This is a genomic window from Synechococcus sp. RS9909, assembly GCF_014279595.1.
Classification (GTDB): Bacteria; Cyanobacteriota; Cyanobacteriia; order PCC-6307; family Cyanobiaceae; genus Synechococcus_C.
The window spans coordinates 100,264-116,226 of sequence record NZ_CP047943.1; the positions used below are offsets into that span (position 1 = coordinate 100,264).

A 15,963-nucleotide genomic window follows, 5' to 3' on the forward strand; every position below is an offset into this window, starting at 1 on the left:
GATGGATGAGGCCAAAGGGGGGGCGGCATCGGCAAGCGTCACAGCCGCTGACGTGGCGGCCGTGGTGGCGCAACAGCTCGAGGCGATGCTCGCCACAGGCAATTACGACGCCGTCAAGATGCTGCTGGAGCCGGTGCAGCCGGTGGATATCGCCGAAGCGATCGGCAGCCTGCCCCGCACCCTCCAGGCCCTCGCCTTTCGTTTGCTCAGCAAGGACGAGGCGATCGAGGTGTACGAATATCTCGACCCGGCCGTGCAGCAGAGCCTGTTGGAACGCCTGCGCTCCGGTGAAGTGCTGGAACTGGTGGAGGAGATGTCACCCGATGACCGGGTGCGTCTGTTTGATGAGCTGCCCGCCAAGGTGGTGCGCCGCTTGCTGGCCGAGTTGAGCCCGTCGGAACGGCGGGTCACCGCCCAACTCCTCGGGTATGCGCCGGAAACCGCCGGGCGTCTGATGACGACGGAATTCATCGACCTCAAGGAATTCCACAGCGCTGCCCAGGCCCTCACGATCGTGCGCCGCCGCGCCCGCGACACCGAAACGATCTACAGCCTCTATGTGACCGATGGCCAGCGTCGCCTCACCGGCATCCTGTCGCTGCGCGATCTGGTCACCGCTGATCCGGAGGATCGCATCGGCGATGTGATGACCCGCGATGTGGTGAGCGTGAGCACTGACACCGACCAGGAGGAGGTGGCGCGGGCGATTCAGCGGTACGACTTCCTCGCCGTGCCGGTGGTGGATCGGGAGCAGCGGCTGGTGGGGATCGTCACCGTTGATGACGTGATCGACGTGATCGAGCAGGAGGCCACCCGCGACATCTACGCCGCCGGTGCTGTGCAGGCCGGGGATGAGGACGATTATTTTCAGAGCAATCTCTTCACCGTCGCCCGGCGCCGGGTGGTGTGGCTGGCGGTGTTGGTGGTGGCCAATGGCTTCACCACCCAGGTGATCGCCATGAACGATGGGGTGCTCAAGCAGGTGGTGATGCTGGCCGCCTTCATCCCTTTGCTGATCGGCACCGGTGGCAACGTCGGTGCCCAGAGCTCCACGGTGGTGATCCGCGGCCTCAGCACCCAGCGGATTCAGGCCCTCGGACCGCTGAAGGCGGTGGGTCGGGAGGCGATCGCCGGTGCCCTGCTTGGATTGCTGATGCTTGTGGTGGTAGTGCCCTTCGCCTGGTGGCGGGGCGAGGGCCCCCTGGTGGGTGCGGCCGTGGGCATCAGCCTGATGGCGATCACCACCCTGGCGGCAACGGCCGGGGCGGCGCTACCGCTGCTGTTCAACCGCATGGGCCTCGATCCGGCCCTGATGTCGGCACCCTTCATCACCACCGCCACCGATGTGGCCGGGGTGTTCATCTATCTGCGCACGGCCGCCTGGCTGCTGGAGCGCCTGCCGACTCTGGCGACCTGACGCTGCCTCCTCAAAGCTGGCGGGTCTAGGTAATTCCACTCAAAACAGGCCTGGCTTGCATTCCTGAGAGAGGCTTCACACTTCTTCAGGTGTAGGGTTCACATAACGCAAAGGAGCAGACATGGCCGTCTCCCCGCCCCCCAGAGCCGCCACCCCCAAAACTGTTTCCGCGGTTCCATCTCGTCCGACTGGTGACGTCGATCTGGTGCGCTCCTACCTGCGGGACATCGGTCGTGTGCCGTTGCTGAGCCATCAGCAGGAGATCACGTTGGGTCGCCAGGTGCAGGAGCTGATGGAGCTGGAGGCACTGGAGGCTGAGCTGCGCGATCAGCGCGGTGGTGAGGCGGTGCCGGCAGCGGAGCTGGCGACAGCGGCGGGGTTGAGTGCGCTGCAACTGAAGCGGAAGCTGCAGGCGGGCCGCCGCGCCAAGGAGCGGATGGTGGCGGCGAATCTGCGCTTGGTGGTGAGTGTGGCCAAGAAATACACCAAGCGGAATATGGAACTGCTGGACCTGATCCAGGAGGGAACGATCGGCCTGGTGCGGGGAGTGGAGAAATTCGACCCAACGCGGGGCTACAAGTTCAGCACGTATGCGTATTGGTGGATCCGGCAGGGGATCACGAGGGCGATAGCGGAGAAGAGCCGCACGATTCGGCTGCCGATCCATATCACCGAGATGCTCAACAAACTGAAGAAAGGGCAGCGAGAACTGAGCCAGGAGCTGGGGCGCACACCAACGGTGACGGAACTGGCGGGGTTTGTGGAACTGCCGGAGGAGGAGGTGAAAGACCTGATGTGCCGGGCACGTCAACCGGTGAGCCTGGAGATGAAGGTGGGGGATGGGGATGACACTGAATTGCTGGAGCTCCTGGCGGGTGATGGTGAATTGCCGGAGGAGCAGGTGGAGGTGGAGTGCCTGAAGGGCGACCTGCGGGATCTGTTGGAACAACTGCCGGATCTGCAACGGCGTGTGTTGCGGATGCGGTATGGGATGGACGGCGAAGAGCCGATGAGCCTCACCGGGATTGGGCGCGTCATCGGCATCAGCCGCGATCGCGTCCGCAATCTGGAGCGCGATGGTCTGGCCGGTCTGCGTCGCCTCAGTGATCAGGTGGAGGCCTACATCGCCTGCTGAGTGCGGCTGGTTTGCTTGGCGATGGCGAGGAGCAGCGGATTCACCAGCTCCGGCGCTTCGTCGTGGGGGCAGTGACCAACGCCGGGAAGGATCTGAAGCGAACGAATGCAGGGGAAACGCCCAGCCCAGGCCCGGGCTTCCGCCACCGGCTCCCACGGATCGGCTTCACCCCAGATCAGATGCACCGGCAGAGCCAGATCGGCCAGGAGAGCCGGGGCGAGATAGTCATCAAACAGGTTGATGAAACCGCGAAACGCTTCGGCGGCGCCTGGTCGGCGGCTGGGTTTGTAGAGCAGTTGCACCAGCTCGTCATCCACATGGGCGCCGCTGGGGTAGGCCTGCCGCAGCACCTGCCGGATCAGTGCCGGTCGGGCGGCGTTGCGGAACAGGGCCGTGCTCAGCCAGCGCTGCCGCACCATCGTCTTCAGCAGCGGCCGGATCCAGGCCATCCAGGCTGGCTGCCGGCTCAGTTGTTTGTCGTCCATCAGCCGCTGGGCACAGTCGATCAACACCAGGCCGCAGCATGGGCTCGGCCCCGCATCCGCGTTCAGCAGCTGGGCCGCTCGCAGGGCCACGACGCCGCCGATCGAATTGCCCACGAGCAGCACCGGCCGGCCCACGATCTCCCGGCAGAACGCGGCCACCTGGGCCCCCCAGAGCTCGAAGCCGTAGTGGATCGCCTCGTTTGCGGGATCATCCGCTGCTTCATCGGCGAGCCGTGCCCGCGGCTGGCTGCTGGCGCCGAACCCCACCAGGTCGAGCGCGTAGGTGGGCAGGTGAGCCCCAAGCGCGGGCAGGGTGTGGCGCCAGTGCTCCTTGCAGGCGCCGAAGCCATGGATCAACACCACAGCTGGCAGCTTGTCGCCGGGCTCAACAGCGTTGGGTTCAGCGGCATCAGGCGCGTTATGACCGCCCGTCCAGCTCACCTCCAGCTCAGGTCCCTGTCCCTGCGGGCGGGGCCAGCGCCAGAGGCCGCTCATGCCGGGCTGTCGGAGGGAGCGGCGTCGCCTTCCGCGTCACCCTTGCCGAACAGGCGCTCCTCCAGCCCCTTGATCACCACATAGAAGGGGGGCACCACCCCGAGCGAGAGGATCGTTGCCACCACCAGGCCGCCGAAGATCACGGTGCCGAGCGATTGCTGGCTCTGGGCGCCGGCGCCGTTGGCCACCACCAGGGGGAGGAAACCGGCGAGGGCGGCGATTGCCGTCATCAGGATCGGCCGCAGCCTCGATTCGGCCGACGCGATCACCGCTTCACTGGCGCTCATGCCTGAGTCCAGATGCTGCTCGGCCACTTCCACGATCAGGATGCCGTTCTTGGCGGCCAGACCGATCAGGGTGACCAGGCCCACCTGGGCATACACATTCAGATCGATCGAACGCAAGGCAAGGAAGCCAAGCGCTCCGAGCATGGCCAGAGGGACGGTCATCAGGATGATCACCGGCGTCACGTAGCTCTCGTATTGGGCGGAGAGCACGAGATACACGATCAGGATGCCGAGACCGAACACGAGGATGCTGGCGCTGCCGGCGGAGAGCTGCAGGGCCGCCAGACCGGTGAAGGCGTAGCCGATGTTGTTGAAATCCAGCTGCTTGAACAGGGTCTGGATCGCTGTGAGGGCCTGACCGGAACTCTTGCCGATGGCCTGGGCGCCCTGCACCAGCACCGTGCGGTAGAGGTTGTAGTGGCTGATGATCGGCGGTGCGCTGTCGAGCTCCGCTTCCGCGAACTGGGACACCTGCACCAGATCGCCATCCTTGTTCTTCACGTAGTAATTGAGGATGTTCTCCACCTGGGAGCGCTGATCGGCGCCCGATTGCACATACACGTTGCGAACCTGGCCGTTTTCGTAGGTGAGGCCGGTGTAGGTGCCGCCGGCCAGGGTGGCGATGGTGTCCATCGCCTCCTGGTAGTCGACGTTGAGGGCCCCCATCACGGCCCGATCCACCTTGAGGCCGAAGGCGGGAGCGCTGGGGATGAACTGGCTGTAGAGCGAGGAGAATTCACCGCTGGCTTTACCCGCCTTGATCAGTTTCTGGGCCTGATCATTGAGCTGGTTGAAGGTGTAATCGCCGCTCAGATCATTGAACTGGAAGTAGAAGCCACCCTGGGCTGAGAACCCCGGCACCGGCGGCGGTTGGCCGATCACGGCCATGCCACCGCTCAGTTGCGACAGCTTGGCGTTGAGCCGATCGGCGATCGCGAAGGAGCTGTTCTTCTGGCCGGGCCGCTCACTCAGGGGCTTGAGACCCACCATGATCGTGCCCTGGTCGGGGCTGGAGCCGTTGAAGCCATAACCGCTGATGACGGCCGCGGAGAGCACATCGTCTTCCTCCTTGAGGATGGCGGCGATCTCCTTGCCCATCGCCTGGGTCTGGCTCAGGGAGGCGCCGTTCTGCAGCTGATAGATGCCGAGGATGTAGCCCTGGTCTTCGTCGGGGATGAAGGCCTGGGGCAGGGCCGCGAAGGCGAGCACCGTGAGCACGATGCCGCTGCCCAGGGCCACCATCACCCAGCGCCGGGCCTTGATCAGGTTGGTCACCAGGCGGGCATAGCCGTTCTGCAAGCGATCGAAGAACCGGTTGAACACCCGAAAGATCAGGGGGAGATTGGCGCCGGCCAAGCCACCCACCACCACGCCGAGCACGTAGGTCCAGCTGCCGAACGATGCGGAGCTGAAACGACCGAAGGCCAGACCCACGATCACGCCTGCGACGGGCCAGGCCCAGCCTTTCGGCTCCTTCTGTTCGCCACCTTTAAGGATCAGGCCCGAGAGCATCGGCGAGAAGGTGAGGGCGTTGAAGGCGGAGATCGCAATCGAGAAGGCGATCGTGAGGGCGAACTGCTGGTAGATGATGCCGATGCTGCCCGGATAGAAGGCCACAGGAACGAACACCGCCATCAACACCAGGGCCGTGGCCACCAGGGCGCCGAACAGTTCACCCATGCAGGCGAGCGCCGCTTGCCGGGGCCGCAGGCCCGCTTCAATGTTTTTAGACACCGCTTCGATCACCACGATCGCGTCGTCCACCACCAGGCCGGTGGCGAGCACGAGGCCGAGCAGGGTGAGTTGGTTGATCGAGAAGCCGAACACCTTGATGAAAGCGAAGGTGCCGATCAGGGAGATCGGGATCGCCAGGCTGGGCACCACCGTGGCGCGCCAGTTCTGCAGGAAGATGAACAGAATCAGAAGCACCAGCACAATCGCCAGGCCGAGGGCATCGATCACCCCTTCCACCGACGATTCAATGAACTGACCGATGTTGTAAACCTGCTGCACCGTGACACCCGGTGGCACGGTGGCCGCGAAGGAGGTCATCTCCTTCACCACCGCATCGGCCACATCCAGCGCATTGCTTTCCGGGGTCTGGAACACGGCCACGGTGATCGTGTCGTAGTTCGATGTGTTGATCGCAGCCGTGGTGTAGTTGTTGAAGCCGTATTGCACCTCACCCACGTCCTTGAGCAGCAGCAGGTTGCCGGTGGGGGAGCGACCCACGATCAGATTGTTGAAATCGTCGATCGAGATCAGATTGCCGTTGTTCTGCACCAGCAACGGATAGGTGTAAGCCTGATTGCCCGCCGCCGGAGGGCCACCCACCAGACCACCGATGGCCGTTGTGTTCTGCGCCTGCACCGCATCCACCACCTCCTGGGCCGTGAGCTTGTTGGCAGCCAGCTTGTCGGGATCGACAAACAACCAGTAGGCGGGATTGCTGCCACCGAGGATGTTCACATTGGCAACTCCTTCCACCCGCCCCAGGGGGTAGTAGAGCTGTTCGTATACCAGGCCGTTCAGATAGGCAGCATCAAACTGCCCCTGGGTTGACGACACCTGATAGGCCAGCAGGATTGATGGGGTGCTCTGCTGCACCGACACGCCAGTAGCAGACACCTGGGCGGGCAGCTGCGGCATCGCCAGCGACACGCGGTTCTGCACATTCACCTGATCGATGTCGATGTCGGTGGTCTCATCGAAATAGACCTGAATGATGCTCTGCCCCTCCATGTTGCTGGTGGAGGAGATGTAGGAGGCGCCAGGAACACCGTTGATCTGCTGCTCAATCGGGTTGGTCACTGCCTGTTCCGTGACCAGGGAATTGGCACCGCCGTAGTTCGCCGTCACCTGGATCAGGGGCGGGGCGATATTGGGCAGGTTGGCGATCGGCAGGGTGGGGATCGCGATCACCCCCATCAGCACGATCAGGATGCTGCAGACGGTGGTGAGAACCGGCCGCTTGATGAAATTATCGGAAAACGCCATGTCGGTTTCAGTTGCTCCCACTCTTGCTGGCGAGCTTCACCGGCATGCCATTGCTCAGCAAGGCGGTGTTGCTGACCACCACCGTTTCGCCGCGATTGAGGCCGGATTGGATCGGGTAGAGATTGTTCTGCAGCGTGCCCAGTTGCACCGCTTTCTGCACCACGATCGGCGTGCTGGTGGGAAGGCTTTCCAGTTTCTTCTTGCTCGCTGCCGGGATCACCGTGGAGGCCTTGATTTTCGGTAGCGCTTTGCTCAGGGGCACCACCACATACACGAAGGGTTGCTGCGCCTGCATGAACACCGCCTGCACCGGCACAGCCAACGCCTGGGTCTGGCCGGTGATGATCTGACTCTTCACAAACTGGCCGGTCTTCAACTGGCCGGTGAGGTTTGGGAAGGTGGCCTTCACCATCAGGGTGTTCGGCGATTGCTTGCTGCCTGAAATGCCGAAATAGGGGGAGATGAAGGTGACGCTGCCTTCGCCGGTGATCGGTGGGGTCGTCTGGGAACTCACGCTCACCGTTTGCCCCACCTTCACCCGACCGGCCTGGGTGGCCGGGATCTGCATCAACGTCCACAGGGTGGAGTTGTCGACGATGCCGGTGATCGCCTGACCTGTTTTGACGTAATCACCCAGTTTCACCGTGTCGAGGTCTCCCACGACTCCATCGATCGGCGACCGCACGTATTTGTATCCCAGGTTGGCGGCGCTGGCGAGGGCCTGATCGCGGGAGGCGATCGCCTGGGTGGCGTACTGGTCGCGGGTCTTGGCTGAAGCCGCACCTTGCTTGTAGAGGAACTCGTAGCGTTCGGCGTTGAGTTTGTCGGTGCGGGCCTGGGCGCGGGCCGCATTGAGGGCAGCGCTCTGTTGCACGTTGTCGAGCACCAGGATCGGCTGGCCTGCTTTCACGCGTTGGCCTTCGGTGGCGATGATCTTCACCACCCGGCCGTCGGTTTCCGGCCGCAGGGCCACATTGGTGGTGGACTCCAGCATGCTGATGGCTTCAATGCTGGGATTGAAGGTGGCCTCGTTGATCTGAGCCGTTTTCACGGTCAGAAACTGTTGAGCCGGTTGCTTCGGTTTGCTGCAGCCCACCAGCAACGTCGCCGCGATCGCGGTGCAGGCCAGAGGACCTCTCACGTGCAAAAGAAAATCTGTGTGGACGTTACCGGGTTTTCTCGGGCTTGATCGTTTGTGTCTGCCACTCCTGGCGATGCCACAGGTTGGTTGCGGCCCGCGCGTTCAACGCGCATCGACCGGAGCTGAGGAGTGGTGCAGCACGATGCGGATGTCGCCCTTCTCGGTTTTGTAGAAGGTCCAGGTTTTCTCCACCGTGGTGGTGACGCCCTTGTCGTCGGTGAGGGTCACGAACCCCATCGTGTTGGCGGTTTTGCCGAACAGCTGCACAACGTTGTCGTTCACTGTGCAGGATTTCCAGCGGCGGTAGGTGGCGAATCCCTTGCCGATGGGGAAGGCGCTGTCGGGTCCAACGAAATAGGCGAGGGCGCCGGCGCGGGTTGGGCGGAAGGTGTCCTGACCGGTGGCCAGGGTGGGCTTGAAGGCCACGGGCCCGATCGCATAGCCATAGGCCACATCAATGATGGTGCCGGCCTTGGTGCGGGCTGCAGCTTCACCCTCCACATAGAAGCTGTTGCTGATGGCGATCAGCGCATTGCACCAGGCTTTCTGGGCCTGTTCCACCTCCTTCACTGTGATCGTGTTGTCAAACACCTGCACCTGAGGGTTGGCATGGCCAACGGTGGGGCTGAAAGCCGTCAGGGCCAGGGCGGCGCTGCTGCCGGCAGCGAGAAGCCTGCTCAGGTGCATCGTGAATCGTGGTGCAACAGATCGGATGGACAGTAGCCAGGTTGGATGGCTCAGGCACAACCCAAAGCGGCAAGGCCTGAGGCAATCGCTGCATAACAGCGTTCTAGCTGGCTGTCGCTGATGCAAAGCGGCGGCAGCAGATACACCACATTGCCGAGGGGGCGCAGATACACACCTCGCTGAAGGGCTTGGTGCTGCAGCTGGCGGCCGATCGGGTTGAGGTAATCGGTGGCGCCGATCGCCAGCTCGAACGCCGCCATCGTGCCCAGGCAGCGCACCCGCGCCACGCCGTTGAGCGTCTGCAGTCGCTCCAGATGCCGCCGGTGCCTGGATTCGAAGCCGCTGTAGGCCTCAGGGTTGGCTTCGAGCTGATCGAGGCTGGCGAGGGCGGCGGCACACCCGAGCGGATTGGCCGTGAAGCTGTGGCCGTGGAAAAAGGTGTGGCTCGGTTCCCGGCTGATGAACCCCTGATAGAGCCGTTCGCTCGCCATCGTCGCGCCCATCGGCAGGAAGCCGCCGGTGAGCCCCTTCGACAGAGCGATCAGATCGGGTTCGAGTCCGGCCAGGGCGCTGGCGAACAGGGCGCCGGTGCGTCCGAACCCCGTCATCACTTCATCGGCGATCAGAAGGGCGCCCCTGTCCTGCACGCGGGCCTGCACGGCTTGGAGAAAAGCGGGGCGCACCAGGCGCATGCCGGAGGCACCCTGGATCAGCGGTTCCAGAATCAGCGCTGCCGTTGGCGTCTCCAGGGCCTGGTCGAGGGCAGCCAGCGCCTCCCGCTCCCGAGCCTCAACGCTGCTGTCGCCCCAGTGGGTGTGCGGCCAGGGAAGGCGGCGAACGTCGAAGAGCAGGCTGTCGTAGGGGTCGGTGAAGACGGAGCGATCGCCCAGGGCCATCGCCCCGAAGGTGTCGCCGTGATATGCCCCTTCAAACGCGATCAGCTGACGCCGCTCGCTGCCCTGGTTTCGCCACCACTGCCAGGCGATCTTGAGCGCCACCTCCACGGCCGTGGAGCCGTTGTCGGAGAAAAACATCCGCTGCAGGCCGGTGTGGGCCGCCAGGCGTGTGGCCAGCTGCTCCGCGGGCGCATGGCTGAAATTGGCGAAGATCACCTGTTCCAGCTGTTCGGCCTGGCGGGCGATGGCGGCGGCGATGCTCGGTTCGCCATGGCCGTGCAGGGTGACCCACCAGCTACTGATGGCGTCGATCAGTTCGCGCCCGTCCTCGAGGCTGAGCAGGCAGCCCCGGGCGGCGCGCACCCGCAGAGGTTCGGGGTGCAGAGCCACCTGGGTGGTGGGGTGCCAGAGATGGGGGTGCCAGGCCATCGCCTCAGCTTCGCGCCCCGGCTGCCAGCGCGCGCAGGCAGCGGCACAACGTGGTCATGGGTCCGGGCTCAACTGCTCTGATCGGTGCTGTTGCGTCCTTGCAACAGTGCTTTGTGGTTCAGGGGCTTTCTCAGGATTGGCCGCCGCCGATACGGTCCCGCCGTCCTCCGTTTCGGACTTTTCCCGTGTTGACCCACATCGTCACCTTTGATCTGGCTGTTCCCTACAGCCAGTGGCTTGAAGGGTTTGATGCCCACGCTGCCAAGCGCACTGAGTTCGGCATCACCACCGTGTTCCGCGGCAAAGCGGCTGACGCCGACGACAAGGTCTGCGTGATCCTCCAGGCCGAACCCGGCGTGCTGGAGCGCTTCATGGAGGCATCCGCCGAAGCGATGAAAGATGCCGGCCACAAACCGGAAACCACCCAGGTGAAGGTTTACACCGCTTGATCGGCTGAGCCGTTCTCACTCCAGCGTTCTTTGTCCCCTCAGCCATGTCTGCCTCGGTCACCAACGTTCCGCCCCACCAGCCCGACGTCCTCAACGGTCTGCCGCCGGTGGCGGTGATCGGTGCCGGTCCCGGCGGCCTGGTGGCTGCGCGCTGGCTGCTGGCCAAGGGGTTTGACTGTTTGTTGCTGGAGTCGTGCGCGGAGCTGGGCGGTCAGTGGAACGGGGCGAATCGCCGCAGCGCCACCTGGCCCGGTCTGGTGACCAACACCAGCCGGGTGATGACCGCCTTCTCCGATCTCGATCATCCCGAGGGCACCGCCACCTATCCCAGCCGCGAGCAGGCGCAGGTCTACCTGCAGCGCTACGCCGAGCGCTTTGATCTGTTGCGCCGCATCCGTTATGGCTGCGAGGTCACCGAACTGGATCGTGACCCTTCAGGACAGGGGTGGCAGCTGCGTTGGCGCGAGAAAGGCGTGTTGCTGCAGGCCCGTTTCCAGCAGGTTGTGGTGGCCACCGGTGCCCAATCCTGTCCGAGCACGCCCAACCTTCCCGGCCTGGAGAGTTTCAGCGGTCGCCTCGGGGTGCACCACACCGCCCACTTCCGCGGTGCCGAGGGCTTCCGCGGCGCTTCGGTGCTCAGCGTCGGTTGTTCGATCAGCTCTCTGGAGATCGCCACTGCCCTGGCCCAGCAGGGCGTGGAGGTGCATGCCACCTACCGCCGGCAGCGCTACGTGCTTCCCAAGCTGCTGGCGGGTGTGCCCAACGATCATGTGATGTTCACCCGTTCAGCGGCTCTGGCGGCTGAATGTCTGCCGATCGAGGCGGTGGCGGAGGCACTCAAGGCTGAGGTGCTCCGCCATGCCGGCAGCCCGGAGCAGTGGGGGGCTCGCCAACCCCATGCCAACATCCTGCAGGCTGGTATCAGCGGTTGCCAGGGCTTCCTGCCCCTGGTGGCCGAGGGCCGCATCCAGGTGCATCCCTGGATCGAGGCGATCGAGGGCGACAGCGTGGTGTTTCAGGACGGCAGCCGCGAGCGCTTTGACGCCCTGCTGCTCGGGACGGGCTTCCGCTTCCACCTGCCCTTCCTCAGTCGTGACCTGTGCGAGCTCATCAACCTGCAGGAGAAAAGCATGGGCCTCTATGCCCAGACGCTGCACCCGCAGCTTCCCGGGCTGGCCTTCATCGGCTTTTATGGCTTGATCGGCCCGTACTGGCCTGTGCTCGAACTGCAGGCCCGCTGGCTCGCTGGTTGCTGGGGTGATGCCACCCAGCTGCCGGATAGGGAGACGATGCAGGCGGCGATCAATGCCCAGGCAGCCCGTCCGCTGCCGGCAGAAGGCGTTCCCATGCAAGGGATGGCCTTGCAGTTCGCCCGCCTGGCTGGTGTGGAACCCACCCTGTCGCGCTGGCCTGAGCTGGAGCGGGCATTGCTCTTTGGCCCTCTCTCGCCGGCCTCCTTCCGCTTGGAGGGCCCCGATGCGCTGGCGGAGGCGCCCCAGCGCACGCTTGCGGCGGCCGCCTGCTTCGGGCATCAAGCCGACACAGTGCTCAGGCCGGAGGAGGCGGGTTTGCGTGACGCCCTCAGCCAGCCTGCCCGGGAGGCTGTACCCCTGCCCTGATCTGGTCGGGTAGGTGGGCGCAGAGGTAGCTGATCAGTTCACGGGTGGCGGGGCTGGGGTGACGACTGCGGGGAAAGATCAGGTGAATCAGCTCCTCGCACTCGCCCTCCCAGTCGGGCAACACCCGCGCCAGCCGGCCGGCCTCGATGGCATTGGTCACGATCACGTTGGGTAGCAAGCCGATGCCGATGCCGGTCTCAACGGCCCGCAGTTGCACATCCAGGTTGTTCACCAGCAGTCGGGGCTGGTGGCTGAAGCGTTCGATCTGAGCGTGGCGGCGCAGGGCCCAGATCGGTCCCGCTTCGCTCACGGCGGAGGGCCAAGCCACGCTCGGCCAGTCGGCCAGGGCTTCGGGATCTTCGATCGCTCCGCGCGCCTCCATCAGCACCGGACTGGCCACCAGCCAGTTGCGCACCGGCAGCAGCGGCCGAGCCACCAGATGGCGACTGTCCTCCAGCTCCGGCCGCACCCTGAGCGCCAGATCGATCGGGTCGCGGGAGAGATCCACGATTCGATCGCTGGCCTCCACCTCCACCTGAATGCGCGGGTAGGCCTGCAGGAAGGCCGGCAGCAACCGTGTGAGGTAGGTCTGGGTGATCTGCACCGGGCAGGAGAGGCGCACGCGTCCGCTCGGTTCCGCCGCCAACTCGTTCAGTTCTTCGATCGCGCGCTCGAAGCAGAGCAGCCCTTCACGGCAGTGGGCATACACCCGCTCGCCAGCCGTGGTGAGTGTCACATGGCGGGGGGTGCGCCGCAGCAGCTGCACCCCCAGCGCCTGCTCCAGGCGCGTGATCCGCCGGCTCAGCCTCGATTTGTCGATCCCCGTCGCCCGCTCGGCAGCACTGAGGCCTCCGTGCTGCACCACCAGCACGAAATCATGCAGATCGGACGGGGAGACGGGAAGGCTCAAACCCTGCTGTTGAACACCTCAGCCGATCGGAGGGGTGCTGAGTTTGTAGCCGCTGTCGATGGTGCTCTGCGGCAGGGGCTGGCTTTCCTCGTTGGGGATCATCACTTCGATGTAGGCGGCGCCGTCGTGGGCGTCGATCTGATCGAGCACTGCATCGAGCTCCGCCACGGTGCTCACCCGGGCGCTGAGCCAATTGCGGCAGCCGAAGGCTTCCGGCAACAGGTGGTAGTTCACCGGCGCCAGATCGTCGTAGCCGTGGCCGCGTTCGCTGATCACATCCTCGATGCCGAAGAGGCCGTTGTTGAGCACGAAGATGCGCGGCTTCACGCCGTAGCGCCCCATCACCGCCAGTTCGTTCAGAGTGAGTTGGTGAGAGCCATCGCCGGTCACCATCCAGGTGTGCCCTGATGTCTTGGCCATCGCCACCCCGAGGCAGGCCGGAGTGCCCCAGCCGATCGAGCCCCACAGGCCCTGGCCTTCGGCGCTCACGCCCTCCGGCAGCAGCACCTTGTTGAGGTGGGTCATGCAGGTGCCGGTTTCGATCACCAGCGTGTCGCCGGCGCGCAGGCGGCGCTGCAGGCGCGGGTAGAACGTGGCCGAGCAGGTGGCATCGCCGGCTGCTCCCACCAGCGGCATCGGCTCAAGCTTGAGGCCGTGATCGTTGCAGCGGGTGCTGACGCGTTCGCAGAGGGCGTTGAGTACATCGTCGATCGCCACATTCACGAACACTTTGCTGCCGGCGCGCACAAAGTTGTCCTGGATCGACACCACCTTGGCGGGGTCATAGTTGCCCGTCCACAGGCCGGTGTTCAGTTCGGTGGTGATGATGCCGCCGATGTCGAGCACCAGATCGGCGTTGCCCACGAGATCGCGCACCGCATCCGACGACGACCAGTCGCCGGCGTAAAGCCCGGCGTACTGCGGCATGGATTCGTCGATGGTTCCCTTGTCGTTGGGGGTGAGGGCGGTGGGCAGATTGGTTTTGCGGATCAGCTCCAGGGCCTGATCGCGCACGCCATAGCGGCTCACCAGGTGGGTGAGCACGGCGACAGGTTTCTGCGCTGCTGCTAGGCGCGCCAGGATCGTGCCCACGGCGGCTTCCAGCTCCTGCGGCACGCTGTGCTGTCGTTTGATCGCCACCAGCGGTTGGCCCTGCACCGGGGTGCCGAGCACCGGCTGGCCGCCGTTCACCTCCGAGATCACCAGGTAGGCCGGTCTGCTCTGGCGCAGCGCCTCGCGGATCACGCGCTCGAGCTCATCAATGCAGTTGTCCGGCGTGAGCACCGCGCTCACGCAGGCCGCTTCGGCCGACAGCACCTGGAAGCGGTCGTAGACCGCATCCCCCAGGTTGTGGTGGGTGATCAGCCCCTGCTTCTGGATGCGTTCACTGGGCATGCCCACCAGGTGAAACACCGGCAGGCGATGGGCCTTGCTACCCATCACGCCATTGATGGCGGAGAGTTCACCCACGCCGTAGGTGGTGGTGAGCAGCGCCGCCCCGCGGATGCGGGCGTAGCCATCAGCGGCGTAGGCGGCATTGAGTTCATTGGCGCAGGCCACCCAGCTCAGGCCGGGCACCTCCTCCGCCGCATCGTCGATCGAGAAGGCGTAATCACCGGGAACGCCGAAGATCTGGTCGATGCCCAGCTGGGCGAGGCGGCTGAGGGTGTACTGAGCAACGCTGGGAGCGGCCATCGTTGGATCATCAGCGAGTGGGAGTGATTCGTTCATAAACAGGGGATCACATCGTTAACCTTCCCCTCCAAAATCTCTTTGGATTGTCGGAGCGTTGTCTCCTTTCAACGGCCTCACCACTCGAGCCCTCCTCCAGTGGTGGCAGCAGCACGGTCGCCGCGCGCCAGGCCTCAAGCCCTGGATGGTCACGCCTGAGGGGCGTTGGCCCCTGCCTGGGCAGGCGATTGATCCCTACGGCGTTCTGGTCGCCGAGGTGATGTTGCAGCAGACCCAGCTGCAGGTGGTGTTGCCCTACTGGCGGCGCTGGATGGCGGCCTTTCCTTCCTTGGAGGCCCTGGCGGCGGCGGAGGAGCAGGCCGTGCTGCTGCAGTGGCAGGGGCTGGGGTATTACTCCCGTGGTCGGCGCCTGTTGGCGGCAGCGCGATCGATCCGGGAGCAGTGGCGCTGCGGTGCCGATCGCTCCTGCGAGGCCTGGCCCCGGGAGCTGGAGCTCTGGCTTGCCCTGCCCGGGGTCGGTCGCAGCACCGCCGGCGGCATTCTCTCGTCGGCGTTCAATAGTGCACTGCCGATTCTTGATGGCAATGTGCGCCGGGTGCTGGCCCGCCTGCAGGCCCATCCGCGGCCACCGATGCGGCAGCAGGCCCTGTTCTGGCAGTGGAGCGAGGCCCTGGTCGCAGCGGCCCCCGGCCGGGGTCGGGATTGCAATCAGGCCTTGATGGATCTGGGCGCCACGCTCTGCACGCCGCGCCAGCCCTCCTGCGGTGTGTGTCCCTGGCGCGCGAGCTGTGCTGCCTACGCTGCCGGCACTCCCGATCACTACCCCGTGAAAGACGCCCCCCGCTCCGTGCCCTTTCAGGTGATCGGTGTGGGCGTGGTGCTCAATGCAGCCGGTGAGGTGCTGATCGATCAGCGTCTCAACGAGGGCTTGCTCGGAGGACTCTGGGAGTTTCCCGGCGGCAAGCAGGAGCCCGGTGAGGCGATCGCGCACACGATTCAACGCGAGCTGCAGGAGGAGCTGGCGATCGAGGCGGAGGTGGGTGACGAGCTGATCCGCCTGGAGCACGCCTACAGCCACAAGAAGCTGCGCTTTGTGGTGCATCTCTGCCGCTGGCGTTCCGGTGAACCGCAGCCCTTGGCCAGTCAGCAGGTGCGTTGGGTGCGGCCACACGATCTCGATGCCTACCCCTTCCCCGCCGCCAACGCCAGGATCATCGCGGCCCTGCGCCAGCATCTCGGCATCGCCGCCGGCGATCTGCCCCAGGCGGGCTGAACCCTGTTGGCAGCCAGGCGATCCCTGGCCAGGCTGCCAAGCAGACCGCTG

At 64.9% G+C, this 15,963-nt stretch carries 12 protein-coding genes; 5 read left to right on the forward strand and 7 right to left on the reverse strand.

Annotated elements, in window-relative coordinates; all coding sequences use genetic code 11:
- The first annotated feature begins 1 nt into the window (after position 1).
- Both mgtE and SynRS9909_RS00540 read left to right on the forward strand, forming a co-directional pair.
- On the forward strand, positions 2 to 1,417 hold the full coding sequence (mgtE, locus tag SynRS9909_RS00535) for a magnesium transporter (protein ID WP_007101030.1): 1,416 nt from the start codon (positions 2 to 4) through the stop codon (positions 1,415 to 1,417).
- Positions 1,418 to 1,538: 121 nt separating this feature from the next.
- Complete coding sequence (locus SynRS9909_RS00540; protein ID WP_038000963.1) at positions 1,539 to 2,552, forward strand: RpoD/SigA family RNA polymerase sigma factor; 1,014 nt, start codon at positions 1,539 to 1,541, stop codon at positions 2,550 to 2,552.
- Here the strand turns inward: SynRS9909_RS00540 and SynRS9909_RS00545 are convergent.
- The 5 genes from SynRS9909_RS00545 to bioA form a co-directional block, all read right to left on the reverse strand.
- Positions 2,537 to 3,532 (reverse strand): alpha/beta fold hydrolase, encoded by a 996-nt coding sequence (locus tag SynRS9909_RS00545; protein ID WP_007101028.1) that lies wholly within the window; start codon positions 3,530 to 3,532, stop codon positions 2,537 to 2,539. The genes SynRS9909_RS00540 and SynRS9909_RS00545 overlap by 16 nt on opposite strands.
- Positions 3,529 to 6,816, reverse strand: a complete 3,288-nt coding sequence (locus tag SynRS9909_RS00550; protein WP_007101027.1) for an efflux RND transporter permease subunit — start codon at positions 6,814 to 6,816, stop codon at positions 3,529 to 3,531. The genes SynRS9909_RS00545 and SynRS9909_RS00550 overlap by 4 nt, the downstream gene beginning before the upstream one ends.
- A 7-nt stretch (positions 6,817 to 6,823) precedes the next feature.
- On the reverse strand, positions 6,824 to 7,957 hold the full coding sequence (locus SynRS9909_RS00555) for an efflux RND transporter periplasmic adaptor subunit (protein WP_007101026.1): 1,134 nt from the start codon (positions 7,955 to 7,957) through the stop codon (positions 6,824 to 6,826).
- A 102-nt stretch (positions 7,958 to 8,059) separates the two neighbouring features.
- Positions 8,060 to 8,644, reverse strand: coding sequence for a hypothetical protein (locus SynRS9909_RS00560; protein ID WP_007101025.1), 585 nt, complete (start codon positions 8,642 to 8,644; stop codon positions 8,060 to 8,062).
- Between the two features lie 50 nt (positions 8,645 to 8,694).
- A complete protein-coding gene (bioA, locus tag SynRS9909_RS00565; protein WP_007101024.1) occupies positions 8,695 to 9,969 on the reverse strand; it encodes an adenosylmethionine--8-amino-7-oxononanoate transaminase in 1,275 nt (424 codons plus the stop codon).
- Between the two features lie 188 nt (positions 9,970 to 10,157).
- Here bioA and SynRS9909_RS00570 point away from each other — a divergent pair, with 188 nt between their 5' ends.
- Positions 10,158 to 10,418: a DUF3764 family protein gene (locus tag SynRS9909_RS00570; protein ID WP_038000961.1), complete on the forward strand. Its 261-nt coding sequence runs from the start codon at positions 10,158 to 10,160 to the stop codon at positions 10,416 to 10,418.
- A gap of 44 nt (positions 10,419 to 10,462) precedes the next feature.
- Entirely contained in the window at positions 10,463 to 12,037 is a 1,575-nt protein-coding gene (locus SynRS9909_RS00575) for an NAD(P)/FAD-dependent oxidoreductase (protein ID WP_007101022.1), read from the forward strand.
- Here the strand turns inward: SynRS9909_RS00575 and SynRS9909_RS00580 are convergent.
- Both SynRS9909_RS00580 and SynRS9909_RS00585 read right to left on the reverse strand, forming a co-directional pair.
- Complete coding sequence (locus tag SynRS9909_RS00580; protein ID WP_007101021.1) at positions 12,000 to 12,947, reverse strand: LysR family transcriptional regulator; 948 nt, start codon at positions 12,945 to 12,947, stop codon at positions 12,000 to 12,002. The two genes, SynRS9909_RS00575 and SynRS9909_RS00580, sit on opposite strands and share 38 nt — an antisense overlap.
- Positions 12,948 to 12,965: 18 nt before the next feature.
- Positions 12,966 to 14,642 (reverse strand): alpha-keto acid decarboxylase family protein, encoded by a 1,677-nt coding sequence (locus SynRS9909_RS00585; RefSeq protein ID WP_038001749.1) that lies wholly within the window; start codon positions 14,640 to 14,642, stop codon positions 12,966 to 12,968.
- A gap of 94 nt (positions 14,643 to 14,736) precedes the next feature.
- Between SynRS9909_RS00585 and mutT the strand changes: the two genes are divergently transcribed.
- Complete coding sequence (gene mutT / locus SynRS9909_RS00590; RefSeq protein ID WP_007101019.1) at positions 14,737 to 15,912, forward strand: 8-oxo-dGTP diphosphatase MutT; 1,176 nt, start codon at positions 14,737 to 14,739, stop codon at positions 15,910 to 15,912.
- Positions 15,913 to 15,963: the final 51 nt, after the last annotated feature.

Coding starts and splice junctions, on each gene's coding strand:
- mgtE (WP_007101030.1), top strand. CDS start 2: ATGGATGAGGCCAAAGGGGGGGCGGCATCGGCAAGCGTCACAGCCGCT.
- SynRS9909_RS00540 (WP_038000963.1), top strand. CDS start 1,539: ATGGCCGTCTCCCCGCCCCCCAGAGCCGCCACCCCCAAAACTGTTTCC.
- SynRS9909_RS00545 (WP_007101028.1), bottom strand. CDS start 3,532: ATGAGCGGCCTCTGGCGCTGGCCCCGCCCGCAGGGACAGGGACCTGAG.
- SynRS9909_RS00550 (WP_007101027.1), bottom strand. CDS start 6,816: ATGGCGTTTTCCGATAATTTCATCAAGCGGCCGGTTCTCACCACCGTC.
- SynRS9909_RS00560 (WP_007101025.1), bottom strand. CDS start 8,644: ATGCACCTGAGCAGGCTTCTCGCTGCCGGCAGCAGCGCCGCCCTGGCC.
- bioA (WP_007101024.1), bottom strand. CDS start 9,969: ATGGCCTGGCACCCCCATCTCTGGCACCCCACCACCCAGGTGGCTCTG.
- SynRS9909_RS00575 (WP_007101022.1), top strand. CDS start 10,463: ATGTCTGCCTCGGTCACCAACGTTCCGCCCCACCAGCCCGACGTCCTC.
- SynRS9909_RS00585 (WP_038001749.1), bottom strand. CDS start 14,642: ATGGCCGCTCCCAGCGTTGCTCAGTACACCCTCAGCCGCCTCGCCCAG.